Annotated in this window: 34 protein-coding genes; all 34 read left to right on the top strand. The window is 44.8% G+C overall.

The annotated features are described in order from the left end of the window. Nucleotides 1-29: 29 nt before the first annotated feature. Complete coding sequence (gene rplK / locus ACINK7_RS18505) at nucleotides 30-461, top strand: 50S ribosomal protein L11 (protein WP_014149784.1); 432 nt, start codon at nucleotides 30-32, stop codon at nucleotides 459-461. Then, the gene (gene rplA / locus ACINK7_RS18500; protein WP_404357559.1) at nucleotides 461-1,156 is read left to right on the top strand and encodes a 50S ribosomal protein L1; all 696 of its coding nucleotides are present in this window, start codon (nucleotides 461-463) and stop codon (nucleotides 1,154-1,156) included. The genes rplK and rplA overlap by 1 nt, the downstream gene beginning before the upstream one ends. 189 nt (nucleotides 1,157-1,345) lie before the next feature. Further along, the gene (rplJ, locus tag ACINK7_RS18495) at nucleotides 1,346-1,840 is read left to right on the top strand and encodes a 50S ribosomal protein L10 (RefSeq protein WP_404357557.1); all 495 of its coding nucleotides are present in this window, start codon (nucleotides 1,346-1,348) and stop codon (nucleotides 1,838-1,840) included. Between the two features lie 43 nt (nucleotides 1,841-1,883). After that, nucleotides 1,884-2,252 carry a 50S ribosomal protein L7/L12 gene (gene rplL / locus ACINK7_RS18490; protein ID WP_404357555.1) on the top strand — a complete coding sequence of 123 codons (369 nt, stop codon included), beginning with the start codon at nucleotides 1,884-1,886 and terminating at the stop codon, nucleotides 2,250-2,252. Nucleotides 2,253-2,379: 127 nt separating this feature from the next. Further along, nucleotides 2,380-6,456, top strand: a complete 4,077-nt coding sequence (rpoB, locus tag ACINK7_RS18485) for a DNA-directed RNA polymerase subunit beta (protein WP_404357553.1) — start codon at nucleotides 2,380-2,382, stop codon at nucleotides 6,454-6,456. Nucleotides 6,457-6,528: 72 nt separating this feature from the next. Beyond that, on the top strand, nucleotides 6,529-10,743 hold the full coding sequence (gene rpoC / locus ACINK7_RS18480; protein ID WP_404357551.1) for a DNA-directed RNA polymerase subunit beta': 4,215 nt from the start codon (nucleotides 6,529-6,531) through the stop codon (nucleotides 10,741-10,743). A gap of 164 nt (nucleotides 10,744-10,907) precedes the next feature. Then, a complete protein-coding gene (gene rpsL / locus ACINK7_RS18475; protein WP_014149778.1) occupies nucleotides 10,908-11,282 on the top strand; it encodes a 30S ribosomal protein S12 in 375 nt (124 codons plus the stop codon). Nucleotides 11,283-11,300: 18 nt separating this feature from the next. Continuing rightward, a complete protein-coding gene (rpsG, locus tag ACINK7_RS18470) occupies nucleotides 11,301-11,771 on the top strand; it encodes a 30S ribosomal protein S7 (RefSeq protein WP_014149777.1) in 471 nt (156 codons plus the stop codon). A gap of 24 nt (nucleotides 11,772-11,795) precedes the next feature. Continuing rightward, on the top strand, nucleotides 11,796-13,892 hold the full coding sequence (fusA, locus tag ACINK7_RS18465) for an elongation factor G (protein WP_404357549.1): 2,097 nt from the start codon (nucleotides 11,796-11,798) through the stop codon (nucleotides 13,890-13,892). 28 nt (nucleotides 13,893-13,920) lie between these two features. Next, on the top strand, nucleotides 13,921-15,111 hold the full coding sequence (tuf, locus tag ACINK7_RS18460; protein WP_404357547.1) for an elongation factor Tu: 1,191 nt from the start codon (nucleotides 13,921-13,923) through the stop codon (nucleotides 15,109-15,111). Nucleotides 15,112-15,116: 5 nt separating this feature from the next. Further along, on the top strand, nucleotides 15,117-15,428 hold the full coding sequence (rpsJ, locus tag ACINK7_RS18455) for a 30S ribosomal protein S10 (protein ID WP_014149774.1): 312 nt from the start codon (nucleotides 15,117-15,119) through the stop codon (nucleotides 15,426-15,428). Nucleotides 15,429-15,446: 18 nt separating this feature from the next. After that, entirely contained in the window at nucleotides 15,447-16,106 is a 660-nt protein-coding gene (gene rplC / locus ACINK7_RS18450; protein WP_404357544.1) for a 50S ribosomal protein L3, read from the top strand. Beyond that, complete coding sequence (rplD, locus tag ACINK7_RS18445) at nucleotides 16,103-16,723, top strand: 50S ribosomal protein L4 (RefSeq protein WP_404357542.1); 621 nt, start codon at nucleotides 16,103-16,105, stop codon at nucleotides 16,721-16,723. Before rplC ends, rplD begins: the two co-directional genes overlap by 4 nt. Beyond that, the gene (gene rplW / locus ACINK7_RS18440) at nucleotides 16,720-17,022 is read left to right on the top strand and encodes a 50S ribosomal protein L23 (protein WP_341326283.1); all 303 of its coding nucleotides are present in this window, start codon (nucleotides 16,720-16,722) and stop codon (nucleotides 17,020-17,022) included. The genes rplD and rplW overlap by 4 nt, the downstream gene beginning before the upstream one ends. 41 nt (nucleotides 17,023-17,063) lie before the next feature. Next, nucleotides 17,064-17,891, top strand: a complete 828-nt coding sequence (gene rplB / locus ACINK7_RS18435; RefSeq protein ID WP_404357540.1) for a 50S ribosomal protein L2 — start codon at nucleotides 17,064-17,066, stop codon at nucleotides 17,889-17,891. Between the two features lie 12 nt (nucleotides 17,892-17,903). Then, on the top strand, nucleotides 17,904-18,176 hold the full coding sequence (gene rpsS / locus ACINK7_RS18430; protein WP_014149769.1) for a 30S ribosomal protein S19: 273 nt from the start codon (nucleotides 17,904-17,906) through the stop codon (nucleotides 18,174-18,176). An 8-nt stretch (nucleotides 18,177-18,184) separates the two neighbouring features. After that, nucleotides 18,185-18,520 (top strand): 50S ribosomal protein L22, encoded by a 336-nt coding sequence (gene rplV / locus ACINK7_RS18425; RefSeq protein WP_404357538.1) that lies wholly within the window; start codon nucleotides 18,185-18,187, stop codon nucleotides 18,518-18,520. 8 nt (nucleotides 18,521-18,528) lie between these two features. After that, the gene (rpsC, locus tag ACINK7_RS18420; protein ID WP_341326280.1) at nucleotides 18,529-19,200 is read left to right on the top strand and encodes a 30S ribosomal protein S3; all 672 of its coding nucleotides are present in this window, start codon (nucleotides 18,529-18,531) and stop codon (nucleotides 19,198-19,200) included. Nucleotides 19,201-19,216: 16 nt separating this feature from the next. Further along, a complete protein-coding gene (rplP, locus tag ACINK7_RS18415) occupies nucleotides 19,217-19,630 on the top strand; it encodes a 50S ribosomal protein L16 (RefSeq protein ID WP_014149766.1) in 414 nt (137 codons plus the stop codon). Continuing rightward, nucleotides 19,630-19,821 carry a 50S ribosomal protein L29 gene (gene rpmC, locus ACINK7_RS18410; protein ID WP_014149765.1) on the top strand — a complete coding sequence of 64 codons (192 nt, stop codon included), beginning with the start codon at nucleotides 19,630-19,632 and terminating at the stop codon, nucleotides 19,819-19,821. Before rplP ends, rpmC begins: the two co-directional genes overlap by 1 nt. A 3-nt stretch (nucleotides 19,822-19,824) precedes the next feature. Further along, entirely contained in the window at nucleotides 19,825-20,088 is a 264-nt protein-coding gene (gene rpsQ / locus ACINK7_RS18405; RefSeq protein WP_341326279.1) for a 30S ribosomal protein S17, read from the top strand. Nucleotides 20,089-20,127: 39 nt separating this feature from the next. Beyond that, complete coding sequence (gene rplN / locus ACINK7_RS18400; RefSeq protein ID WP_014149763.1) at nucleotides 20,128-20,496, top strand: 50S ribosomal protein L14; 369 nt, start codon at nucleotides 20,128-20,130, stop codon at nucleotides 20,494-20,496. 14 nt (nucleotides 20,497-20,510) lie between these two features. Next, nucleotides 20,511-20,828, top strand: a complete 318-nt coding sequence (gene rplX, locus ACINK7_RS18395) for a 50S ribosomal protein L24 (protein ID WP_341326278.1) — start codon at nucleotides 20,511-20,513, stop codon at nucleotides 20,826-20,828. A 17-nt stretch (nucleotides 20,829-20,845) separates the two neighbouring features. After that, complete coding sequence (gene rplE / locus ACINK7_RS18390; protein ID WP_125216974.1) at nucleotides 20,846-21,385, top strand: 50S ribosomal protein L5; 540 nt, start codon at nucleotides 20,846-20,848, stop codon at nucleotides 21,383-21,385. A 14-nt stretch (nucleotides 21,386-21,399) separates the two neighbouring features. Continuing rightward, complete coding sequence (gene rpsN, locus ACINK7_RS18385; RefSeq protein ID WP_014149760.1) at nucleotides 21,400-21,705, top strand: 30S ribosomal protein S14; 306 nt, start codon at nucleotides 21,400-21,402, stop codon at nucleotides 21,703-21,705. A gap of 20 nt (nucleotides 21,706-21,725) precedes the next feature. Beyond that, on the top strand, nucleotides 21,726-22,121 hold the full coding sequence (gene rpsH, locus ACINK7_RS18380; RefSeq protein ID WP_014149759.1) for a 30S ribosomal protein S8: 396 nt from the start codon (nucleotides 21,726-21,728) through the stop codon (nucleotides 22,119-22,121). Between the two features lie 15 nt (nucleotides 22,122-22,136). Further along, on the top strand, nucleotides 22,137-22,670 hold the full coding sequence (rplF, locus tag ACINK7_RS18375) for a 50S ribosomal protein L6 (protein ID WP_404357532.1): 534 nt from the start codon (nucleotides 22,137-22,139) through the stop codon (nucleotides 22,668-22,670). A gap of 9 nt (nucleotides 22,671-22,679) precedes the next feature. Further along, the gene (rplR, locus tag ACINK7_RS18370) at nucleotides 22,680-23,033 is read left to right on the top strand and encodes a 50S ribosomal protein L18 (RefSeq protein WP_404357530.1); all 354 of its coding nucleotides are present in this window, start codon (nucleotides 22,680-22,682) and stop codon (nucleotides 23,031-23,033) included. Between the two features lie 10 nt (nucleotides 23,034-23,043). Next, the gene (rpsE, locus tag ACINK7_RS18365) at nucleotides 23,044-23,550 is read left to right on the top strand and encodes a 30S ribosomal protein S5 (RefSeq protein WP_014149756.1); all 507 of its coding nucleotides are present in this window, start codon (nucleotides 23,044-23,046) and stop codon (nucleotides 23,548-23,550) included. Between the two features lie 5 nt (nucleotides 23,551-23,555). Next, a complete protein-coding gene (gene rpmD / locus ACINK7_RS18360; protein ID WP_014149755.1) occupies nucleotides 23,556-23,741 on the top strand; it encodes a 50S ribosomal protein L30 in 186 nt (61 codons plus the stop codon). After that, complete coding sequence (gene rplO, locus ACINK7_RS18355; protein ID WP_404357528.1) at nucleotides 23,741-24,175, top strand: 50S ribosomal protein L15; 435 nt, start codon at nucleotides 23,741-23,743, stop codon at nucleotides 24,173-24,175. The genes rpmD and rplO overlap by 1 nt, the downstream gene beginning before the upstream one ends. Nucleotides 24,176-24,196: 21 nt before the next feature. Continuing rightward, nucleotides 24,197-25,498, top strand: a complete 1,302-nt coding sequence (gene secY / locus ACINK7_RS18350; protein ID WP_404357526.1) for a preprotein translocase subunit SecY — start codon at nucleotides 24,197-24,199, stop codon at nucleotides 25,496-25,498. 30 nt (nucleotides 25,499-25,528) lie between these two features. Continuing rightward, on the top strand, nucleotides 25,529-25,642 hold the full coding sequence (rpmJ, locus tag ACINK7_RS18345; protein ID WP_083877706.1) for a 50S ribosomal protein L36: 114 nt from the start codon (nucleotides 25,529-25,531) through the stop codon (nucleotides 25,640-25,642). A 78-nt stretch (nucleotides 25,643-25,720) separates the two neighbouring features. Further along, nucleotides 25,721-26,077: a 30S ribosomal protein S13 gene (rpsM, locus tag ACINK7_RS18340; protein ID WP_404357523.1), complete on the top strand. Its 357-nt coding sequence runs from the start codon at nucleotides 25,721-25,723 to the stop codon at nucleotides 26,075-26,077.

Here is a 26,077-nt window from a genome sequence, read left to right as displayed (position 1 = left end):
AAGCGATTGCACCCGATTTGGAGTAAATAATGGCAAAAAAAATTAATGCATACATAAAGTTGCAAGTAAAAGCTGGCGAAGCAAACCCTAGTCCACCAGTAGGGCCTGCATTAGGTCAGCATGGTGTCAACATTATGGAGTTTTGTAAAGCCTTTAATGCAAAAACTCAAGAGTTAGAAAAAGGTTTGCCGATTCCGGTTGTTATTACCGTTTATAGCGATCGTAGCTTTACCTTTATTACTAAAACGCCGCCTGCTTCGATTTTGTTGAAAAAAGCGGTTGGTGTAAAGAGCGGCAGTAGTACGCCGAATAAAGTGAAAATTGGCACAGTGACGCGTGAACAGCTTGAAGAAATCGCCAAAACAAAAATGGAAGATTTAAATGCGGCAAGCTTGGATGCGGCAGTTAAAACTATAGCCGGGAGTGCTCGTAGTATGGGCCTCAATGTGGAGGGCGTGTGATGGCAAAGCTGACTAAAAAAGCAAAACTGATTAAGTCGAAAGTAGATAGAAGCAAACAATATTCGGTCGATGAAGCGGTTGGTTTATTGAAAGAGCTAGGTAACAGCAAGTTTGTCGAATCGATCGATGTCAGTGTCAACTTAGGCGTTGATCCAAGAAAATCTGATCAAAATGTTCGTGGTGCTACCGTATTGCCGAATGGAACCGGTAAATCGGTAAGAGTTGCTGTATTTACTCAAGGAGCCAATGCAGATGCGGCAAAAGAAGCGGGTGCGGACATCATTGGTATGGACGATTTAGCTGATCAGGTTAAAAAAGGCGAAATGAATTTCGACGTAGTGATCGCTTCTCCCGATGCAATGAGAGTTGTTGGTCAACTTGGACAGATTTTAGGCCCAAGAGGCTTAATGCCAAATCCTAAAGTCGGAACGGTTACGCCCGATGTTGCAACCGCCGTTAAAAATGCAAAATCAGGGCAAGTTCGTTATCGTACCGATAAGTCGGGGATCATCCACTGCTCAATCGGTAAAGTAGATTTTGACGCGACAGCCATTCAACAAAACCTGGAAGCGTTATTGGCCGATTTGCGCAAAGCCAAGCCAAGTGCTGCAAAAGGCGTATATATGAAGAAAATTACGCTGTCTTCGACCATGGGCCCAGGGCTGTGGATCGATCAGAGCGGACTAGCAGGTTAAGGGGAAAGACTTTGGGTTGCCGGAAATGCCGGCAACCGTCAAAGACCGCAGGTGTTGTAAAAACTTAATTGTCCTGCGTAGACGGGAGCTGGAGCCGCAAAGATGGTGAAAGGGACCGTAAGGGGCATCTACTTAAAGATGCGTTTTATTGATTCTGACAAAAAATCAGAAATGTACCGGAGGTAAATTATGGCACTAAATTTAGATAGCAAGAAAGCTGTCGTCGAAGAGGTTGCCGAATTCGCCGCTAAAGCCCATTCCGCCGTCGCGGCGGAATATCGCGGTTTGACCGTGTCGGAAATGACCGAATTACGGAAAAATGCAAGAGAAACGGGTGTTTATCTGCGGGTTGTGAAAAACTCATTGGCAAAAAGAGCCATAGCCGGGACAGAATTCGAATGTATGCAAGAGGGCTTAGTCGGTCCGTTATTGCTAGCGTTTTCGATGGAAGACCCAGGTTGTGCGGCAAGATTAATCCATGAGTTTGCAAAAAGTCATAACAAGCTCGTCACTAAAATAGTGGCTATCGGTGGACAGGCATATGATGCTAATGAACTTGAAAGACTGGCAAAACTGCCGACGCGCGATCAAGGAATTAGCATGTTGATGTCGGTGATGAAAGCACCGGTTGGTAAGCTTGCACGGACATTGGCTGCACTTAAAGATCTTAAAGAAGCGGCATAACCTTTTTTTAACCAGTTTTACATCTATTTTAGAGGAATACATAATGGCAATTTCACAAGAAGATATCTTGGAAGCGGTCTCTAACATGACGGTTATGGAAATCGTTGATTTGATTTCAGCGATGGAAGAAAAATTCGGCGTATCGGCGGCTGTCATGGCTGCTGCTCCAGCGGCAGCGACGGCGGCAGCGGCTGAAGAACAAACTGAATTCGATGTTATTTTGACTGCGGCCGGAGCCAACAAAGTTGCCGCGATTAAAGCGGTTCGCGGAATCACGGGTCTGGGCTTGAAAGAAGCGAAAGACGCCGTTGAAGGAGCGCCAACTACTTTGAAAGAAGGCGTTAGCAAAGATGAAGCAGAAGCGGTCAAAAAGGATCTTGAAGACGCAGGCGCCTCAGTCGAAATTAAGTAACGATTTTGACGCAAAATTTAAGGCATTAAGCCTCTTAGTACGGCTGGTGACATTTTGTCATCGGCCTTTTGCTGCTTATTTATAGGCGGCAAAAAATAATTCCTGATGAAATAGGTATGGAAGCAATATGGCCTACTCTTTTACCGAAAAAAAACGCATTCGTAACAACTTTGGCAAAGGTACAGAAGTACTCGACGTGCCTTATCTTTTAGCGACGCAAATCAATTCCTACGCAAGTTTTCTGCAATCCGGTATGTTACCGGAAAAACGGTCGAACGTAGGTTTGCACGCCGCTTTTTCCAGTGTTTTTCCAATAGAAAGTCATTCCGGGTATGCGGTTCTGGAATATGTAAAGTACCGGTTAGGAGAGCCGACATTCGACGTCAGGGAATGTCAACAAAGGGGTGCAACTTTTGCAGCGCCACTGAGGGTGTTGGTGCGCTTAGTCATTTACGATAAAGACGCACCTGGAAGCACGAAAGTTGTTAAGGATATCCGGGAGCAGGAAGTCTACATGGGGGAGTTGCCGTTAATGACTGATAACGGAACTTTCGTCATTAATGGAACCGAGCGGGTAATCGTTTCTCAGTTACACCGTTCTCCGGGCGTGTTTTTTGATCACGATAAAGGTAAAACGCATTCATCAGGAAAGTTATTATTCAACGCAAGAGTTATCCCTTATCGCGGCTCTTGGCTTGACTTCGAGTTCGATCACAAGGACTGTGTCTATGTCAGAATAGATAGACGTAGAAAAATTCCGGCAACGATCTTATTAAGAGCGCTGGGTTATAATAACGAAGAAATGATGGATATTTTCTTTGAAACCAATCGCTTTGTCTTGAATGATGATAGTTGTTTGTTTGATTTAGTGCCGGAGCGACTGAGAGGCGAAATTGCCGCCTTCGATTTTAAACATGACGGAAAGGTTCTTATCGAAGAGGGGCGTCGGATAACGGCAAAACATATACGCCAATTAAAAGAAGCGGGCGTCACTCAAATCGAAGTCCCTAAAGCCTATCTGCATGGAAAAGTGCTAAGCCGTAACCTGATCGATGAATCGACAGGTGAGCTGATTGCCAATGTCAATGATGAGCTTACCGAGGAATTGCTCAATAAAATCATAGATAGCGGTATACAAGAGCTAAACACGATTTATGTCAACGACCTGGATAGAGGGCCCTATATCTCGAACGCGATGCGTTTGGACACGAGTAGCACGCAGCTGGAAGCGTTAGTTGAAATTTATCGCATGATGAGACCGGGAGAGCCGCCGACAAAAGAATCAGCGGAGAATCTGTTTCAAAACCTGTTTTTTACCGAAGACCGTTACGATTTGTCGACCGTCGGACGTATGAAATTCAATCGCCGCCTGGGTCGTCAAGAAACAACTGGAGAGGGCACGCTCAGCAAGGAAGATATCATTGATGTATTAAAGGAATTGATCAATATCCGAAACGGAAACGGTAATGTCGATGATATCGATCATTTGGGTAACCGAAGAGTCCGTTCGGTTGGCGAGATGATCGAAAACCAATTCCGAGTTGGCTTGGTCAGGGTTGAGCGTGCGGTTAAAGAGCGGCTGACATTAGCCGATTCCGAAGGCCTGATGCCGCAGGAAATTATCAACGCGAAACCGGTATCTGCGGCGGTTAAAGAGTTTTTCGGCTCAAGCCAGCTGTCACAGTTCATGGATCAAAATAATCCGCTTTCTCAGGTTACGCATAAGCGCCGGGTATCGGCTTTGGGCCCGGGTGGATTGGCGCGCGAGCGTGCCGGCTTCGAGGTGCGTGATGTTCATACCACGCATTACGGACGCGTTTGCCCGATCGAAACTCCGGAGGGGCCGAATATCGGTTTGATCAACTCATTGGCCGTTTATGCGCGCACCAACGAATATGGCTTTCTTGAAACGCCCTATAGAAAAGTGGTTGATGGAAAACTGACCGATCAGGTTGAGTATCTATCGGCGATCGAAGAAGGGGAGTTTGTCATCGCTCAGGCTGCTGTGCCGGTCGATGCGGACGGTCGTCTAAAAGAAGGGCTGGTATCATGCCGTTATAAAGACGAATTTACATTGTCCATGTCCGATACCGTGCAATATATGGACGTATCGTCTAAACAAATCGTATCGGTTGCAGCGTCTATCATCCCTTTCCTGGAGCACGACGACGCGAATCGAGCGTTAATGGGTTCGAATATGCAGCGTCAAGCGGTTCCGACTCTAAGAGCCGAGAAGCCGCTAGTAGGAACGGGTATGGAGCGAACCGTAGCAAAGGATTCTGGGGTGGCTGTCGTAGCTACGCGAGGCGGAACCATTGAGGCCGTCGATGCCGCTAGGATTGTGGTCAGGGTGAACGATGCCGAAACCGAGTCAGGTGAGCCGGGAGTCGATATTTATAACCTAACCAAGTATACGAGATCCAACCAAAATACCTGTATTAACCAAAAGCCATTGGTTAAGCTTGGCGACATCGTCAATGCTGGCGATATATTGGCTGATGGGCCTTCGACCGATATCGGTGAATTGGCTTTGGGTCAAAATATGTTGGTGGCTTTCATGCCTTGGAATGGATACAACTTTGAGGATTCAATTTTAGTTTCCGAACGGGTTGTTAAAGAAGATCGTTTTACGACCATTCATATTGAAGAAAAAACGTGCGTTGCGAGGGATACTAAATATAATCCGGAAGAGATTACCGCGGACATTCCAAACGTAAGCGAAGAAGCCTTATCGAAATTGGATGAGTCCGGGATCGTTTATGTCGGTGCCGAGGTTAAGGGCGGTGATATTCTAGTCGGTAAAGTGACTCCGAAAGGTGAAACGCAATTAACACCTGAAGAAAAACTATTACGTGCGATTTTCGGTGAGAAAGCGGCCGATGTAAAAGACACGTCATTAAGAGTACCGAACGGTGTTGAAGGGACGGTTATCGATGTCCAAGTCTTCACGCGAGATGGTGTTAAGAAGGATAAGCGCGCGCTCGAAATAGAAGAAGAGCAAATCAAGCGTTATAGAAAAGATCTTGACGATCAGCTAAAAATTGTTGAAAAGGACATATATGCGCGAGTCGCTAGATTAATCGTCGGCAAGAAGTCTTTATCCGGGCCGGATGGTTTATCTTCAGGCACTGTCGTAAATCAAGAATATCTGGATAAATTAAGGCCTTCTCAATGGCTGCAAATCAAAATGGAAGATGAAAACATCAATGTCCAACTGGAAGGAGTCATCGAGCAAATCGAACAGCAGAGAAAGGATTTCGATGTTAAGTTTGATATCAAGCGCAAAAAGATCACTATGGGCGATGATTTGCCTCCCGGTGTTCTAAAAATGGTTAAGGTCTACCTCGCGGTTAAGAGAAGAATACAGTCGGGCGATAAAATGGCTGGACGACATGGAAATAAAGGGGTTATTTCTATGATTAGACCTATCGAAGACATGCCTTATACAGCCGATGGTAATCCGGTCGATATCGTGTTAAATCCTCTTGGGGTTCCGTCCCGTATGAATGTAGGTCAGGTGTTGGAGACGCATTTGGGTTGGGCATCTAAGGGTTTAGGTATCAAGATTGGTAAAATGCTTGAGGCTCAAGCAAAAATTGTTGAAATTAGAGGGTTTTTAGAAAAAATCTATAATAGCAGCGGTCGTAAAGAAGACTTGAATGCCTTGACCGATAAGGAGATCCTCGAGCTAGCCCATAATTTGATAGAAGGGGTGCCGATGGCGACTCCGGTTTTCGATGGCGCTACCGAAGACGAAATTAAAACCATGTTGAGACTGGCAGATTATCCTGAACATGGTCAAACTGTACTTTATGACGGTTTGACCGGCGAACCGTTCGAACGCGAAGTTACCGTTGGTTACATGTACATGTTGAAATTGAACCACCTGGTAGATGATAAAATGCATGCGCGCTCTACCGGTCCTTATAGTCTGGTAACTCAACAGCCGCTGGGTGGAAAGGCTCAATTCGGCGGACAACGATTCGGTGAAATGGAGGTCTGGGCTTTGGAGGCTTATGGGGCGGCTTATACCTTGCAAGAAATGTTGACAGTGAAATCCGATGATGTAACCGGCCGAACCAAAATGTATAAAAATATCGTTGATGGCGACCATAAGATGGAAGCTGGTATGCCGGAATCGTTCAACGTCTTGATCAAAGAAATACGTTCACTCGGTGTCAATATTGAGTTAGAAAGCGATTGAGTTCGATAATTTACCTTAATTTGATTGCCCGTTCCGGCCTCGTGCCGGAAACCATTTAGAGAGGATAAGCTCTTGAAAGATTTAATGAACTTTTTAAAGCGCCAAGGCCGCGCCGATGATTTCGATTCAATTCGCATAGGCTTGGCGTCTCCTGACATGATCCGTTCTTGGTCTTATGGAGAAGTTAAAAAGCCCGAAACGATTAATTATCGAACTTTTAAGCCGGAACGAGATGGATTGTTTTGCGCCAAAATTTTTGGCCCTGTGAGCGATTATGAATGTTTATGCGGAAAATATAAAAGACTGAAACACAGAGGCGTAATCTGTGAAAAATGCGGCGTTGAAGTCACGCTTTCAAAAGTGCGCCGAGAAAGAATGGGGCATATTGAGTTAGCCAGTCCGGTTGCTCATATTTGGTTTTTGAAGTCCTTGCCATCGCGGATTGCACTGCTGCTAGACATGACGCTTCGTGAAATTGAGCGCGTCTTGTATTTCGAGTCATTCGTGGTGCTTGATCCGGGTGTAACTCCGCTTAATAAAGGGCAATTGTTAACCGATGACGAATATCTCGATGCCGTCGAGGAATTTGGCGATGATTTCGTTGCGAAAATGGGTGCCGAAGCCGTTTTTGACTTGCTCAAAGCAATTGATCTTAATGGCGAAATCAATCGTTTACGGGAAGAGATTAACGGCACTAATTCAGAAACCAAAATTAAAAAGTTTTCAAAGCGCTTAAAAGTGATCGAATCACTGTTGAGCTCTAAAAATCGTCCTGAATGGATGATTATGCAAGTATTGCCGGTTTTGCCTCCGGAGTTGAGACCTTTGGTGCCTTTGGATGGCGGACGGTTTGCCACGTCGGATTTAAACGATCTTTATCGTCGCGTTATCAATAGGAATAACCGGCTAAATCGTTTGTTGGATTTGAACGCGCCGGATATTATCGTTCGTAACGAAAAGCGAATGCTGCAAGAGTCAGTCGACGCATTGCTCGATAATGGCCGTAGAGGCAGAGCTATCACTGGTACAAATAGAAGACCGCTTAAATCCCTAGCAGATATGATCAAAGGGAAGCAAGGCCGGTTCAGACAAAATTTGCTAGGTAAGCGTGTCGACTATTCTGGACGTTCGGTTATTGTGGTTGGGCCAACGCTACGTTTACATCAATGCGGTTTACCTAAAAAAATGGCTTTGGAATTATTCAAACCGTTTATCTTTAGCAAACTGCAGTTAAGAGGACTCGCGACAACGATTAAAGCTGCGAAAAAAATGGTTGAGCGAGAAGGTGCCGAAGTTTGGGATATTCTCGAGGAGGTCATTCGCGAACATCCGGTATTGTTAAATAGGGCGCCGACCCTGCATCGCCTGGGGATACAAGCGTTTGAGCCAACCTTGATCGAAGGTAAAGCGATACAGTTGCATCCTTTGGTTTGTAGCGCTTTCAATGCCGATTTTGACGGCGACCAAATGGCGGTACATGTGCCATTGTCGATAGAGGCACAGCTTGAAGCTAGAACGTTGATGATGGCGACCAATAATATTTTGTCGCCGGCAAGCGGTGAGCCGATTATCAACCCGTCTCAGGACGTGGTTTTAGGGCTTTATTTTATAAGCCGAGAAAAAGTCAATGCAAAAGGTAATGGCTCGATCTTTGTTTCAATAGATGAGGTTCATAAAGCCTTGGCATTTAAAAGTGTCGACTTACAAGCCAAGATTCAATTAAGAATTACTGAAAGAATAAAAACTGATAGAGGGGTTGCCGAACAAAAAACCTATCGTGTCGAAACGACGGTTGGTCGAGCATTGATTTGGGAAATTGTTCCCGAAGGTATGCCGTACGAGATAGTCAATTGTGATATGACGAAGAAAAATATATCGCGGCTGATCAATTATTGCTATCGGCATTTAGGTATCAAGGAAACGGTCATTATGGCCGACCAATTGATGTATCTTGGTTTCCGTTATGCAACCCGCTCGGGTGTGTCTTTCGGTATCGAAGATATGGAGATACCGGCTAAGAAAGAAGAAATCATCAATACGGCTAATGCAGAAGTTAACGAAATACAAAGTCAATACTCATCAGGTCTGGTGACTGACGGTGAGCGATACAACAAGGTAGTTGACATCTGGTCTCATGCAAACGATCAGGTTGCGAAAGTCATGATGGATGGTTTGGGTGTTGAGGAAATCGAAGATGCCGATGGCAATAAGGTTACTCAGAAATCGTTCAACTCAATATTTATGATGGCCGAGTCGGGTGCTCGGGGTTCGGCTGCACAGATTAGACAATTGGCCGGTATGCGAGGTTTGATGGCGAAGCCGGATGGTTCGATTATCGAAACGCCGATTACTGCGAACTTTAGGGAAGGTCTGGACGTACTGCAGTACTTTATTTCGACTCACGGCGCTCGTAAAGGACTAGCCGACACGGCGTTGAAAACCGCCAACTCGGGTTATTTGACACGGCGTTTGGTCGATGTGGCTCAGGATTTGGTTATTACAGGCGACGATTGCGGCACGACGCAAGGTATCTCGATGATGCCCATTATCGAAGGCGGTGATGTGGTCGAGCCATTGGCCGAGCGTGTATTGGGTCGTGTAGTCATCAGCGACGTGATGGATGCGGCTGGCGAAAAAGTTATCGTTAAAAACGGAACTTTGCTCGATGAATACTGGGTGTCGGTGCTTGAAGAAAACAGCGTCGATCACGTTTATGTGCGTTCGGTTATCACTTGTGAAAATCGCCATGGTGTTTGTGCTGCATGTTACGGCAGAGACTTGGCTAGAGGGCATTTAGTCAATAGTGGAGAAGCGGTCGGTGTCATTGCTGCGCAATCCATCGGTGAGCCGGGGACGCAGTTGACAATGCGTACTTTCCATATTGGCGGTGCAGCTTCGAGATCGGCTGCAATTAGTAATGTTCAAGTTAAAGCGGCTGGAACAGTTAAGTTAAGTAACCTTAAGACTGTTACAAACCGGGAGGGAAATCTGGTAGCGGTTTCCCGGTCCGGTGAAATTGGCATCATCGACGAATATGGCCGTGAACGCGAGCGCTATAAAATTCCTTATGGAGCGGTGTTGTTAGTACAGGACGGCAGTAAAATTAACGGTGGAGAAATTATCGTCAACTGGGATCCGCATACGCATCCGGTAATTACCGAAGTCGATGGCGTGGTCAGCTTATTCGACTTCATGGATGGTGTAACGGTTCAAAAGCAGGCAGATGAGGTTACGGGCTTAAGTTCCTTGGTAGTTACCGACCCTAAGCAAAGGGGTAGTGCCGGTAAAGACTTGCGCCCAATGGTTAAGCTAATGGATGCCGCCGGAGAAACTATTTATTTACCGGGAACAGAAATTCCCGCGCAGTATTTCTTGCCGACCGGAGCAATTGTTAGCATCAAGGATGGCCATGAAGTTAAAGTTGGTGACGTATTGGCGAGGATTCCTCAGGAGTCGAGTAAAACGCGCGATATCACAGGGGGTTTACCTCGTGTAGCCGACTTGTTTGAAGCAAGAAAAACCAAGGATCCGGCGATTTTAGCGGAAACAACCGGCACGATATCCTTCGGTAAGGAGACCAAAGGTAAGCAGCGTGTCATCATAACGGATGCAAGCGGTGAACAATATGAAACATTGGTGCCGAAATGGCGACACATCACAGTGTTCGAGGGCGAGCATGTAGATAAAGGTGAAACCATCGCTGAAGGTGAATTGACGCCGCACGATATCTTAAGATTGCGTGGCATTGAAGATCTAGCGAATTATTTAGTGAAAGAGATTCAAGATGTTTATCGATTACAAGGTGTAAAAATCAATGATAAACATATTGAGGCAATCATTAGACAAATGCTTCGTAAAGTTGAAATCACAGCGGGCGGTGACACGGAATTCTTGAAAGGCGATCAGGTCGAGCGGGCCTATGTCCGTGAGGTCAATGAAAAAATGGAGGCGGAAGGAAAGATACCGGCAAGTTTTGAGTCTGTTTTGTTAGGTATCACTAAAGCTTCATTGGCAACTGAGTCATTTATCTCGGCTGCTTCCTTCCAGGAGACGACTCGGGTGTTGACGGATGCAGCGGTTCGCGGACTGAGCGACGGTTTGCATGGGTTGAAGGAAAATGTGATCGTCGGGCGATTAATACCTGCAGGTACTGGGTTAGCCTATCATGAACAAAGAAGGAAGCGACGCTCCAAAGACATGGAGGTTCCATCCGAGGGTGATAATATTTCATCAGTCGATGCGGGTGATGTAGAAGAAGCGTTAAAGCAAGCCTTAAACACTGAATAATTTAAATCGGCTTGACCTGGTAAAAAAATAGCGTTAAGATGCTCTGCTCAAATGAGCTAACGCTATTTGTCAGGATAAGCATTATATGGCCGCTGTGCATAAAAATGTACGGCGGTTATTTTTATTGACTGGCGGGTAAACTGAATTTTTGGAGTAACAAATTTATGGCCACGATCAACCAATTGGTTCGTAAGCCGCGTGCTAAAAGAATAGAAAAAAGCAATGTTCCGGCGCTGGAGGCATGTCCTCAGCGCCGCGGAGTATGTACTAGAGTCTATACCACGACTCCCAAGAAGCCGAACTCGGCATTAAGAAAGGTCGCGCGGGTACGGTTGACTAACGGTGCGGAGGTAAGTAGCTATATTGGTGGTGAGGGTCACAACCTGCAAGAGCATTCCGTTGTGTTGATTCGTGGCGGTAGGGTAAAGGATTTGCCGGGTGTGCGATATCACGTCGTTCGCGGAAGTCTTGATACTTCGGGTGTCAAAAACAGAAAGTGCGGTCGTTCGAAGTATGGAACGAAAAGACCTAAAGCCTAACGAAGTTTGGTGAATTAAATGTCAAGAAGAAGAGTAGCGGCGAAAAGAGACGTCATTCCGGATCCTAGATTTGGTAGCACCATGCTAACCAAGTTCATGAATATGATCATGACTAGCGGAAAGAAATCAGTTGCCGAAAAGATTGTATACGGTGCGCTGGACGTTATCGAAAGTAAAGGTCATGCCGAGCCGTTGGAGGTATTGACTCGAGCTCTGGAGAATGTGCAGCCGCGTGTTGAAGTTAAGTCAAGACGTGTCGGCGGGGCAACTTATCAGGTTCCTGTCGAAGTTAGACCTTCGCGTCGTGCGGCTTTGGCGATGCGCTGGCTGATTGATGCGGCTCGTAAAAGAAACGAAAAAAACATGCCTTCAAAGCTGGCCGGCGAGTTGTTGGATGCCTTCGAAAGTCGGGGCGCGGCAGCTAAAAAGCGTGAGGAAACTCATCGTATGGCCGAGGCGAACAAGGCGTTTTCTCATTACCGCTGGTAATTTAAGTTACTGAAGGCTTGCACAGTGGCACGGAAAACTCCCCTTAGTCGTTATCGAAACATAGGCATCATGGCTCATATTGATGCCGGTAAGACGACGACTACCGAGCGCGTACTGTTTTATACAGGCGTTTCGCACAAAATTGGCGAGGTGCATGATGGCGCGGCAACCATGGATTGGATGGCTCAAGAGCAAGAAAGAGGTATTACCATTACCTCGGCCGCTACCACCTGTTTTTGGAGCGGTATGAGCAAACAGTTTCCGGAGCACCAAATAAATATTATTGATACGCCGGGGCATGTTGATTTTACGATCGAAGTTGAACGATCCCTTAGGGTTTTAGACGGAGCTTGTGCCGTATTTTGCGCGGTGGGGGGTGTTGAGCCGCAATCGGAAACAGTGTGGAGACAGGCTAATAAATACCATGTGCCGAGGTTGGCGTTTATCAATAAGATGGATAGGCAAGGAGCCAATTTTTTAAGGGTGGTTCAGCAAATTAAAGCGCGTTTAGGAAGTAATCCTATTCCGATGCAATTGCCGATAGGTGCTGATGATTCGTTCGAAGGCGTTGTAGACCTGATAAAAATGAAAGCCATTTATTGGGATGAAGCAACCAAGGGAATGAATTTCGAGGAACGTGAAATACCGGTCGATATGTTTTCACTCTGTCAAGAATGGCGTGATCACATGATTGAGTCGGCAGTGGAAGGTTCTGATGAGCTAATGGAAAAATACCTAGACGGTGTTGATCTCTCTGAAGAGGAGATTAAAAAAGGGATACGACAGCTCACATTAAATAATCTTGCGGTTCCTACATTTTGCGGATCGGCCTTTAAAAACAAAGGCGTTCAGGCGATGTTGGATGCTGTAATCGAGTATTTGCCTTCGCCTACAGAAGTTAAGCCGATTAAAGGTGTTCTTGCGGATGATGTGACCGAAGAAGAGCGACCTGCGGACAATGATGCGCCTTTTGCGGCGCTAGCTTTTAAAATTGCAACCGATCCATTTGTAGGGGCTTTAACCTTTATCCGGGTTTATTCGGGCGTACTTAACTCCGGCGATGCTGTTTATAACTCGGTAAAAAAGAAGAAAGAGCGTATAGGGCGATTAGTGCAAATGCATGCTAATTCCCGTGAAGAAATTAAGGAAGTGCATGCCGGCGATATAGCTGCGGCAATAGGTCTGAAAGATGTCACTACCGGCGATACTTTATGTGACATGAAATCGATCATTGTGCTTGAGAGAATGGATTTTCCTGAGCCGGTAATATCGGTTGCCGTAGAGCCGAAAACTAAAGCCGATCAAGAAAAAATGGGTGTTGCTCTTAGCAAGCTTGCCCAAGAAGATCCATCGTTTCGTGTGCATACCGACCAGGAGTCAGGTCAAACCATTATTTCCGGAATGGGTGAATTACATCTGGAGATAATTGTAGACAGAATGAAAAGGGAATTCAGCGTCGATGCTAACGTCGGCGCTCCTCAAGTTGCCTATAGAGAAACTATTCGCAAGCAAGTGGAGCAAGAGGGAAAATTTATTCGTCAATCCGGCGGGCGAGGTCAATATGGACATGTATGGTTGCGAATCGAGCCGAAAGAACCCGGTTCCGGATATGAATTTGTGAATGAAATTGTTGGTGGCGTGGTTCCAAGGGAATACATACCGGCAGTTGACAAAGGAGTGCAGGAGCAACTGGAAAATGGAGTTTTGGCAGGGTTTCCAGTGGTGGATGTAAAGGTATCATTGTTTGATGGATCGTACCACGATGTTGATTCGAGCGAGATGGCATTTAAAATCGCTGGATCAATGTGCTTTAAAGAGGGTGCAAAAAAAGCCGACCCGGTCCTTCTGGAGCCAATAATGAAGGTAGAAGTCGTGACTCCGGAAGATTACATGGGTGATGTTGTAGGTGATATAAACAGGCGCCGTGGAATCATTCAGGGTATGGACGACACTCCTGCAGGTAAAACTATCAGTTGTGAAGTTCCGTTGGCGGAGATGTTCGGTTATGCGACTGATTTGCGATCTGCAACACAGGGGCGAGCAACATACAGTATGCAATTTGAAAAATACGCTGAAGCACCTGCAAATATTGCAGAAGCAATCATAAAAAAAGTTTCATAAATTGAATAGAAAATAAAGGTATTGAATCATGTCCAAAGAAAAATTCGAACGTAAAAAACCACACGTAAACGTAGGAACCATCGGTCACGTCGATCATGGTAAAACCACATTAACCGCGGCATTGACAAAAGTGATGGCGGATGCGCGTGGCGGCGTCTACAAAGCCTACGATCAAATTGATAACGCCCCCGAAGAGCGCGAGCGTGGCATTACAATCGCAACGGCTCATGTGGAGTACGAATCAGAAGCGCGCCACTATGCGCACGTAGACTGCCCGGGTCATGCTGACTACGTCAAAAACATGATTACCGGTGCGGCGCAAATGGATGGAGCGATCCTGGTATGTTCGGCGGCCGACGGTCCGATGCCGCAAACTCGTGAGCATATCTTATTAGCGCGTCAAGTGGGTGTTCCATATATCGTAGTTTATTTGAATAAAGCCGATATGGTGGATGATGCTGAATTGATCGAATTGGTGGAAATGGAAGTCAGAGAATTATTGGACATGTACGAATTTCCGGGCGACGACACCCCGTTAGTTATCGGCTCGGCGTTAAAAGCGCTGGAAGGCGACACTAGTGAAATTGGCGTGCCGTCGATCCTTAAACTGGTCGAAGCCTTAGATACCTATATTCCGGAGCCTGAGCGTGCGATCGATCAGCCGTTCCTGATGCCGATTGAAGACGTGTTCTCGATTTCTGGGCGCGGCACCGTGGTTACCGGACGTGTCGAGCGTGGAATCATTAAGGTCGGGCAAGAGATTGAAATTGTCGGAATTAGACCGACTACGACGACAACCTGCACCGGCGTAGAAATGTTCCGTAAATTATTGGATCAAGGCCAAGCGGGCGATAACGTTGGGGTTTTGTTAAGAGGCACCAAAAGAGACGACGTCGAACGCGGACAAGTCTTGGCGCACAAAGGCACCATTAAGCCGCATACTCATTTCAAAGCGGAAATCTACGTATTATCGAAAGACGAAGGCGGGCGTCATACACCATTCTTTAATGGCTATCGTCCACAATTTTATTTCAGAACAACGGATGTAACCGGAGCGGTCGATCTGCCGGAAGGCGTGGAAATGGTGATGCCGGGCGATAACGTCAACGTTGAAGTAAAATTAATTGCTCCGATTGCGATGGAAGAAGGTTTGCGTTTCGCGGTTCGTGAAGGTGGCCGTACCGTTGGCGCGGGCGTTGTTGCATCAATCATCGAGTAAACAATATGACGAGTCAAACAATTAGAATACGCCTGAAATCATTTGATCATAAATTAATTGATCAATCGGCAGGTGAAATCGTAGAAACAGCGAAAAGAACGGGCGCTCAAGTCAAAGGCCCTATCCCGCTGCCTACTAAGAAAGAGCGGTTTACGATTTTGATCTCTCCGCATGTCAATAAAGACGCGCGCGATCAATATGAATTAAGAACGTACAAACGATTGCTCGACATCGTCGAGCCAACCGAAAAAACTGTCGATGCCTTGATGAAATTGGATCTGGCAGCCGGTGTAGACGTTCAAATAAAGTTGAATTAAATGTAGGGGAATTGGCAGATGTCAATAGGTCTAATAGGTCGTAAATGTGGTATGACCAGAGTATTTTGCGAGGATGGGTCGTCAGTGCCCGTGACAGTTCTTCAGATAGAGTCTAACCGAGTCACTCAAGTTAAAAGCATCGAAAAAGATGGCTATCGCGCGATACAAGTCACCGCGGGTGAAAAAAAATCATCCAGAGTGAATAAAGCGATGGCTGGTCATTTTGCTGCTGCGAATGTAACCGCAGGAACAGGTCTGTGGGAATTCAGGCTGGATGACGGTGAAGGCGACGATCTCTCTGCCGGTTCCGAATTGCAAGCAAGTATTTTTGCTCAAGGACAGGTGGTTGATGTTCGCGGAACAAGCATCGGTAAAGGTTATCAAGGTGCAGTCAAACGGCATAATTTTAGAACGCAGGATGCGACTCACGGTAATTCACTGTCCCATAGAGCACCCGGTTCTAATGGTATGTGTCAAACACCGGGTCGCGTTTTTAAAGGGAAAAAAATGTCCGGTCATATGGGCGCCGCTAAAACGACAATCGATAATCTAACTATTCATGCGGTCGATAGTGAGAGAAACTTGATTTTAGTCAAAGGGGCTGTGCCTGGAGCAAAAGGTAGCGATGTTGTGATTACCCCGGCTGCAAAAATGCGGAATAAGAAGGATAAATCATGAGTATACAAATTCCTGCAATTAACGAGAGCGAATCTGCCGCAGCAGTCGCGGTAGGCGAAGAAGTTTTTGGGCAAGCTTTTAATGAGACGTTAGTTCATCAATTGGTGACTCGGCACTTGGCCGGCGCTCGTTCCGGGACAAAAGCACAGAAGACCCGTTCCGATGTAAGTGGCGGTGGGATTAAACCTTGGCGTCAAAAAGGGACGGGGCGAGCAAGATCTGGTACAATGCGCAGTCCACTTTGGAGAACAGGTGGCGTGACCTTTGCTGCAAGACCGCGTTCATTCGAGCAAAAACTAAATAAAAAAATGTTTCGTTCGGGTTTGCGTTCAATTTTGTCCGAGTTGCTAAGACAAGACCGTTTGGTTGTCAGTAGTGAAATCCTTCCTTCGACTCCAAAAACGAAAGAAATGGTTGCAAAGCTGAGCGGTTTGGATTGTAAGCGCGTTTTAATCATATCCGACGAAGTCGACTTTAATCTGGCTTTGGCTTCAAGAAATATTCCGTATTTAGAAGTGTGTTCTGCGGATAATTTGAGTCCGGTATCGCTGGTAGCAGCGGAAAAAGTCATTATGACGCCTGCGGCGGTAAAAATGATAGAGGAGAGGTTGGCATGAACGAGCTGATCAAAAGTAAGTTGGCAAGTGTCTTGAGAGCTCCTGTTGTTTCAGAAAAAAGCACAGTTGCAGCTGAGGCGAATAAACAGTTTGTGTTTAACGTTCAGAAACAGGCAACCAAGAATCAAATAAAGCAAGCCGTCGAGCTTATGTTCGAAGTAAAAGTCGATTCGGTCCGTGTACTGAATGTCAAAGGCAAGAAAAAAAGGTTTGGTCAAACCCTTGGCAAACGTTCCGATTGGAAAAAAGCCTATGTCAAGCTAAAAGAAGGCCACGATATAGATTTCTCGGCAGCTTAATAGTTAAAAGTTTAAAAGATCAATAGGAAACGGTAGAAAGCATGGCTATTGTAAAATCAAAACCTACATCGGCTGGATCGAGGTTTGTTGTACGTGTCAAAAACGATGAGTTACATAAAGGCAAGCCATTCGCACAGTTGCTTGATAAAAACAGCAAAAATGGCGGACGTAATAATCAAGGGCGCATAACCACACGTCATGTCGGTGGGGGTCATAAGCATCACTACCGGATCATTGATTTTAAAAGAAATAAAATAGATATTCCGGCTGTAGTTGAGCGTATCGAATACGATCCCAACAGAACCGCCAATATTGCTTTGATTCTCTTTAAAGACGGTGAGCGTCGATATATTATCGCCCCAAAAGGCATAACCCAAGGGCAAGAGATTTTATCCGCTGAAACGACTGCGGTTAAGCCGGGTAATTGCATGCCGCTTAGAAATATCCCATTGGGTACTACTATACATTGCGTTGAATTAAAGCCCGGTAAAGGAGCTCAATTAGCAAGAAGCGCAGGTGCATCTTGCCAGTTAGTCGCTAGAGAAGGCGCTTACGTAACCATCCGGCTAAGATCGGGGGAAATGCGCAAAATCATGTCGGATTGTAAGGCTGTAGTTGGAGAAGTGTCCAACTCCGAGCACAACTTAACTTCATTGGGCAAGGCCGGAGCAAAGCGCTGGCGCGGGGTAAGGCCAACCGTTCGCGGTGTGGCAATGAATCCTGTAGATCATCCGCATGGTGGTGGTGAAGGGCGTACATCCGGTGGCAGACATCCTGTTTCGCCATGGGGTATGCCGACCAAAGGTTATAAAACACGTAAAAATAAACGCACAGACAACATGATTGTCAGACGCCGTAAGCAGAAATAGAGAGGAAATAGCGTGCCACGATCAATTAAAAAAGGTCCTTTTATAGATCATCATCTTCTGAAAAAAGTAGAGGATGCGGTAAAAGCCAATAATAGGAAACCGATTAAAACATGGTCAAGAAGATCAATGATTATTCCCGATATGTTGGGTTTAACTATTGCTGTCCACAATGGGCGTCAACACGTCCCTGTTCTTGTTTCTGAGAATATGATAGGGCATAAACTCGGTGAATTTGCGCCGACACGCACCTATAAAGGGCATGTGGCCGATAAGAAGTCAAGGTAAGGTGTAGCATGGAAATATCAGCAAAATTAAGCAATGCACCTATGTCGGCACAAAAAGCCAGGTTGGTAGGTGATCAAATCCGCGGTCTGCCGGTAGAGAAAGCGCTAGCAATTTTGTCATTTAGTACAAAAAGTGCGGCAGCGGTCATCAAAAAGCTTTTAGAGTCGGCGATTGCCAATGCGGAGCATAACGAAAGCGCCGATGTTGACGAATTGAAGGTTACGACGGTTTATGTCAATGAAGGGCCGACCATGAAACGTTTTAAACCGCGAGCGAAAGGTCGAGCCAATAAAATATTGAAAAGAACCTGTCACATAACAATTAAAGTAGCAGAATACGAGTAGAGGTAAAAATGGGACAAAAAGTACATCCAACGGGTATTCGCCTTGGAATTGTTAAAGACTGGACTTCTAGATGGTACGCAAACTCTCAGGATTACCCGGTTTTTCTGCATCAAGATCTTAAAGTTAGAGACTTTATCAAAAAAAAGCTTGCTCACGCTTCGGTTAGTCGCATTCAGATTAATCGTCCAGCAAGTAATGCCCATATCACCGTTCATACTGCAAGACCAGGGATTGTGATTGGCAAAAAAGGCGAAGACATCGATAAATTAAGACAAGAAGTTTCGGCGATGATGGGCATTCCGGTGCAGATGAATGTCGAAGAAATCAGAAAGCCGGAATTAGATGCTTATCTGGTAGCAGAAAGCATTGCCCAGCAACTTGAAAAAAGAATCATGTACCGTAGGGCTATGAAGCGTGCGGTTACCAACACTATGCGTTTGGGCGCGGAAGGCATCAAAATTAATGTTGCCGGCCGTTTAAACGGTGCTGAAATTGCCCGTACCGAATGGTATAGAGAAGGCCGTGTACCTTTGCACACACTAAGAGCCGACATCGATTATGGTACGGCCGAGGCAAATACCACTTATGGAATCATTGGCATTAAAGTCTGGATTTTCAAAGGCGAAGTATTTGATGTGGATACACAAGGTGTATCCGATGTTACAGAATCTAAAAAATAGTTGAACGGATAAAGTCATGCTTCAACCCAAAAGAACAAAATTTCGTAAGCAGCATAAGAATAGAAATAACGGTATTGCTGTACGTGGCTCATCGGTAAGTTTCGGTGAATTCGGATTAAAAGCCACAACAAGAGGAAGGATTACAGCCCGTCAGATCGAAGCTGCACGTAGAGCGATTACTCGTCATGTAAAGCGTGGTGGTAAAATATGGATCAGAGTATTTCCAGACAAGCCTATTACCAAAAAACCTTTAGAAGTTAGGATGGGAAAAGGTAAAGGTAGTGTAGAATACTGGGTTGCTCAGATTAAACCGGGCACCATGCTTTATGAAATCCAAGGTGTGCCCGAAGAGCTTGCAAGAGAAGCGTTTGCATTAGCATCTGCCAAACTGCCGATTAAGACAACATTCATAGCTCGGACGATAATGTGATGAAAGCCACCGAATTACGACAAAAATCAAAACAAGAGTTAGCCGATATGCTACTTGAGCTCTCAAGAGAGCAATTCAATCTCAGGATGCAAAAAGGCACAGGTCAGTTGACTAAGACCGCTCAAGTCAAACAAGTCAGACGTGATATTGCTCGTATACATACTGTATTGAATGAATTAGGGAGAGCTTAAGTCATGAGCGAAAAAACTGAAAAATTAAGAACCTTAAGCGGTCGTGTCATTAGTAATAAAATGGACAAAAGCATTACCGTCTTGGTTGAGCGCTTTGTCAAGCACCCTGTGTATGGCAAATATATCAAGCGTTCGACAAAATTAATGGCTCATGATGAGCAAAATCAATGCAATGAAGGTGATATTGTGTCCATTACATCTTGTAGACCAATGTCTAAAAACAAAACCTTCAGGCTAGTTGAAGTTGTTGAAAGCAACAATAAATAAGCACAAAGAATTTAATATCGAGACAATTGGGAATTAATCATGATTCAGATGCAAACTAACCTTGACGTTGCCGATAATAGCGGTGCAAAAAAGGTCATGTGTATCAAAGTGCTAGGCGGTTCACACAGGCGTTATGCTGGCATTGGCGACATTATCAAAGTCAGTGTTAAAGACGCAATACCGCGTGGTAGAGTAAAAAAAGGCGAAGTTTACAACGCCTTGGTTGTAAGAACTCGTAAAGGAGTTCGTCGTCCTGATGGTTCGGTAATTCGTTTCGACGGAAATGCCGCTGTCATTCTTAATAACCAATTGCAGCCTCTCGGTACACGCATATTTGGTCCTGTAACTCGCGAACTAAGGGGAGATAAATTCATGAAAATTATTTCTCTGGCTCCTGAAGTTTTATAAAAAAGGATTAAATTATGCAAAAAATAAAACAAGGCGACGAAGTCATTGTATTGACCGGTAGAGATAAAGGTAAGCGCGGTAAAGTAACTAAAGTGTTTAAGGATAACAAAGTAATCGTAGAGGGAATTAACCGTGTTAAAAAACACCAAAAAGGTAACCCTCGTGCCGGAGTATCTGGCGGTATCGTTGATAAAGATATGCCTATCCACCTTTCAAATATCGGGATTTACAATCCACAAACCCTAAAAGCGGATCGAATCGGCTTTAAGTTTCTAGAAGATGGAAGAAAAGTCAGGTTTTTTAAATCAACTAATGAAGTTGTTGATATCTAATAGAGGATTATTTAGACATGGCTAGACTAGAAACTGAATACAAAGAGAAGATCCTGCCGGAATTAATGAAAAAATTCGGCTATAAATCCATTATGCAGGCGCCCCGGATTACCAAAATCACTCTAAATATGGGTGTGGGCGGTGCGGTTGCGGATAAGAAAATATTACAATCCGCTCTCGGCGATATGGAAAAAATCGCCGGGCAAAAAGCGATTGTTACCTTGGCAAGAAAATCGATAGCCGGTTTCAAAATACGCGATGACATGCCAATTGGCTGTAAAGTCACCCTGCGTAGTGATAGAATGTACGAATTTTTGGATCGCTTGATTAATATTTCCATTCCTCGTATTAGAGATTTTAGAGGAATGAGTCCTAAGAGTTTTGATGGGCGTGGTAATTATTCGATGGGCGTCAAAGAGCAAATCATTTTTCCTGAAATTGATTATGACAAAATTGATGCTATTCGCGGAATGGATATTACCATTACGACAACAGCAAAAACCAACGAAGAAGGTTTAGCTTTGTTGAAGCTATTTAACTTTCCATTCAAAAACTAAAAGGCGATCGACTAATGGCTAAAAAATCAATGATTGCGCGTGAAGTAAAGCGCAACAAATTAGTAAAGAAATATGAAACCAAGCGAAAAGAGTTAAAAGAAATCATTCGCAATCCCGGCGCTACTTTTGAAGAAAAAGAAGCGGCTCATTTTCAATTACAAAAGCTACCAAGGGATTCCAGCGCATCTCGTTTGCGCAACCGGTGTAATATCACTGGGCGTCCCCATGGCTATTATCGCAAATTCGGTTTGTCTCGAAATAAATTAAGAGAATCGACCATGCGTGGTGATGTGCCTGGTTTAGTTAAGGCGAGTTGGTAAGATCTGTTTGGAGAATTGAAATGAGTATGACAGACCCAATAGCAGATATGTTGACCAGAATTAGAAATGGTCAATCTGCGGGAAAAATTAGCGTAAAACTGCCTTCTTCTAAATTGAAGGTAGCCATTGTAAAAGTTTTAAAAGATGAAGGTTACATCACAGACTATAGTGTTGAGACGAAAGGTAGTCATAGTGAAATGACCATAGTATTAAAATACTATCAAGGCCGACCTGTCATCGAAAAAGTAAAAAGAATCAGCAGGCCGGGACTTAGAATTTATAAGTCGAAAGAAGAGCTTCCAAAGGTTTTGGGAGGCCTGGGCATAGCTATCGTTTCGACATCGAAAGGTGTCATGACTGACAGAGCGGCACGTGCGATAGGGCATGGCGGTGAAGTTGTTTGTACTGTTTGTTAATTAGGGAGTCAAGTCATGTCAAGAATTGCAAAAGTACCTATCGCTCTTCCAAGCGGAATTGATATCAAACTCGAAGGCAACGAAGTTACTGTAAAAGGTAGTAAGGGTCAGTTGTCTGCCTCGTTACACGAAAAAGTAAGTCTGGCTATCGATAATAGTCAAATTGAAATTAAGTGGGATAAGGCAGATAAAATTGCCAATTCACAAGCCGGAACCACTCGCGCCGTTATTAATAACATGATAATTGGCGTAACCCAAGGTTTTGAAAAGAAACTGGCTTTAGTCGGTGTTGGTTATAGAGCGCAAGCTAAAGGTAATACTTTAGGCTTATCTCTTGGCTTTTCCCATCCGGTTGATTATGAAGTGCCGGCGGGTATAACGATCGAAACCCCCAGTCAAACCGAAATTATTGTCAAAGGTTTTGATAAGCAAAAAGTCGGTCAGGTCGCTGCAGAAATTAGAGGGTATCGTCCACCAGAGCCTTATAAAGGCAAGGGTGTCAGATATGCTGATGAGAATGTGGTCAGAAAAGAAGCCAAGAAGAAGTAAGGTAAAGTAATGGATAAGAAAGCATCACGCTTAAAGCGCGCTCTGAAGCTGCGCAGTAAAATAAAGAATTCCGGAGCGAACCGTTTAACCATACATAAAACCGCGCAACACATTTATGCGCAGGTTATTAGTTCCGATGGGACGCATACGCTTGCAAGTGCTTCGACTGTTCAGGCTGAGGTCAAATCAGCTGTAAAAAATACAGGAAATGTTGAGGCGGCTGCCGAAGTTGGAAAGTTTGTAGCCCAAAAAGCCATTGCGGCTGGAATCACTGAAGTGGCTTTCGACCGCTCAGGTTTTAAATATCATGGGCGTGTTAAAGCGCTTGCTGATGCCGCGCGTGAAGCCGGTTTAAAATTTTAGGAGATTGATTATGGCTACAGCACCATCTCAAGCAAGTACAGACGGTTTGCAAGAAAAATTAGTATCGGTACGACGTGTTGCAAAAGTTGTGAAAGGCGGTCGTGTTTTCGGCTTTGCTGCTTTAACGGTCGTCGGCGACGGTGAAGGTCGTGTGGGTTATGGCGTGAGTAAAGCCAGAGAAGTTCCCGTTGCAATCCAAAAGTCTTTAGAGCAGGCTAGAAAAAACATGCGTAAAGTTGCTTTAAAAGGCGACACTTTGCAATACGCTGTTACGGCGTCCACCGGGGCGGCAAAAGTCTATATGCAACCAGCGTCAGATGGTACCGGTATTATTGCTGGCGGAGCAATGCGCGCGGTATTCGAAGTGGTCGGCGTTCATAACGTATTGGCCAAATGCATTGGAACTAACAACCCAATTAACGTTGTTAGAGCGACTATTGCCGGGTTAACTGAAATGCATGAGCCAAAAGACATCGCAGCCAAGCGCGGCCTGTCGGTTGAGCAGATAATTGGATAGTTGTTATGTCAGATAAAAAATTACAATTAACAATGACAAAAAGTAAACACGGCCGTTTAGCAAGCCATCAAGCGTGCTTAAAAGGTTTAGGTTTGCGTCGTATTAATCATACGGTATCGGTTTCCGATACCCCTGAAAATCGTGGGATGATTAATAAAGTTTCCTACATGCTAAGGGTAGAGGAATTGTAATGTACTTGAATTCAATAAGTCCTGCAGAAGGATCAAGAAAAAAAGCTAAGCGCGTCGGTCGCGGTATCGGATCTACTCTTGGAAAAACCTGCGGAAGAGGTCATAAAGGCCAAAAAGCAAGAAGTGGTGGATTTCACAAGGTTGGGTTTGAAGGTGGACAAATGCCCCTTCAGAGACGATTGCCGAAAGTCGGTTTTACGTCAAGATGCAAGCGTTTGACAGCGGAGGTTCGTTTGAGTGAGTTGGCTAATTTGCCGACCGAAACCATCGATTTACAAGTACTGATCGAAACGGGTGTTGTTCCTGTTTTCACTAAAACCGCTAAAGTAATCCAATCGGGTGAAATTTCAAAAGCTGTTACGTTGAAAGGTATAAAAGTGACTGCAGGCGCAAAAGCATCTATTGAAGCAGCTGGCGGCAAAGTAGAGGTCTAAGTGAATACAACAAGAGCACAAATGGCTGAAAAAGCAGGTGGCTATTCAGAATTAAGGTCTAGATTGCTATTCGTGCTGGGGGCGTTTTTCGTCTATCGAGTAGGGGCTCACATCCCTGTTCCTGGTATCGACCCAAAAGCGTTAGCCCTTATGTTTGAACAGCAAAGCGGTTCCATTCTCGATATGTTTAACATGTTTTCGGGTGGAGCATTAATGCGTTTAAGTTTATTTGCTCTTGGTATCATGCCTTACATTTCTGCTTCGATCATCATGCAATTGATGACTGTGGTTGTTCCAACGATGGAGCAGATGAAAAAAGAGGGTGAGTCCGGTAGGCGTAAGATATCACAGTATACCCGTTACGGAACCGTTGTTTTGGCGACTTTTCAAGCGGTTGGTATTTCAATAGCGCTTCAAAATCAAACGGCTGGAGGTTTATCTGTTGTTATTGCTCCCGGCATGAGTTTTGTTCTCATAACTACGATAACGCTAGTAACGGGGACCATATTTTTGATGTGGTTGGGCGAACAAGTGACTGAAAGAGGAATAGGCAACGGTATTTCGTTGATTATTTTCGCTGGTATCGTTTCGGGGCTGCCCTCGGCTGTCGGTGGCACTTTGGAGCTTGCAAGAACCGGTGAAATGAACAGTGCGTTCATTATTTTGCTTTTCTTGTTAACAATCGCTGTTACCGCGCTGGTTGTCTTTGTTGAAAGAGGTCAACGAAGGATTATTATCAATTATCCTAAAAGACAGCAAGGTAGAAGGATGTATGCCGGGCAAAGTAGTTTTCTTCCGTTGAAGCTTAACATGGCGGGTGTTATTCCTCCCATTTTTGCCTCAAGTATTATTCTGTTTCCGGCTACGGTAGCTGGTTGGTTCGGAAATGCCGAAGGCTTTAGTTGGCTTAAGGATATTGCGACTATGTTGTCGCCTGGTCAGCCGGTATATGTCATGTTTTATGCGGCGGCCATCATCTTTTTCTGTTTTTTCTATACCGCTTTAGTTTTTAATTCGAAAGAGACTGCGGATAATTTAAAAAAATCGGGTGCGTTCTTGCCTGGCATTAGACCTGGTCAGCAGACTAGTGCCTATATTGATAAAGTGATGACGCGTCTTACATTGATTGGTGCTTTTTACATCACAGGCGTATGTTTGTTGCCTGAGTTTCTGATCGTTTACTGGAATGTGCCATTTTATTTTGGCGGGACCTCGTTGTTGATTATTGTTGTTGTCGTGATGGATTTTATTTCTCAGATGCAGACTCACATGATGTCACAGCAATACGAAGGCTTGATGAAGAAAGCGCATCTTAAAAAATAATTAAGTAGTTTAAGTATTACGGAGTGCATTGTGAAAGTTCGTGCGTCAGTTAAAAAAATATGCAGAAAATGCAAAGTCATAAAAAGAAATGGGGTTGTTAGGGTGATCTGTGAAGATGGGCGCCATAAACAACGCCAAGGATAATTTTCTATTGCGCCATAAATCATTAAATGTTATTATTCGGCGCTTAACTTTAGAGTCATTGCTCAGGGGAGTATCTAAATGGCACGTATTGCCGGGATTAACGTACCAGATCATAAGCATGCAGAAATTGCATTGACAGCGATTTATGGTGTTGGACGCAAAACAGCAAATCAGATTTGCGATAAAGTGGGTATAGCACCGTCAAGAAAAATTAAAGAATTAACGGAAGAACAGCTAGATTCTGTTCGTGAGGTTATTTCAAAAATGACCGTCGAAGGCGACTTACGACGTGAAGTTTCAATGAACATCAAGCGATTGATGGATCTAGGTTGTTATCGTGGTATCCGACATCGTCGAGGCCTGCCTTTAAGAGGGCAGAGAACACGGACGAATGCAAGAACCCGTAAGGGCCCTCGCAAGCCTATTAGAAAGTAA

Origin of the sequence: Methylotuvimicrobium sp. KM1, assembly GCF_044788715.1 — a bacterium.
Classification (GTDB): Bacteria; Pseudomonadota; Gammaproteobacteria; order Methylococcales; family Methylomonadaceae; genus Methylotuvimicrobium.
The sequence above is the reverse complement of the archived record's forward strand: the minus strand, read 5'-3'. Positions and strand labels throughout refer to the sequence as shown.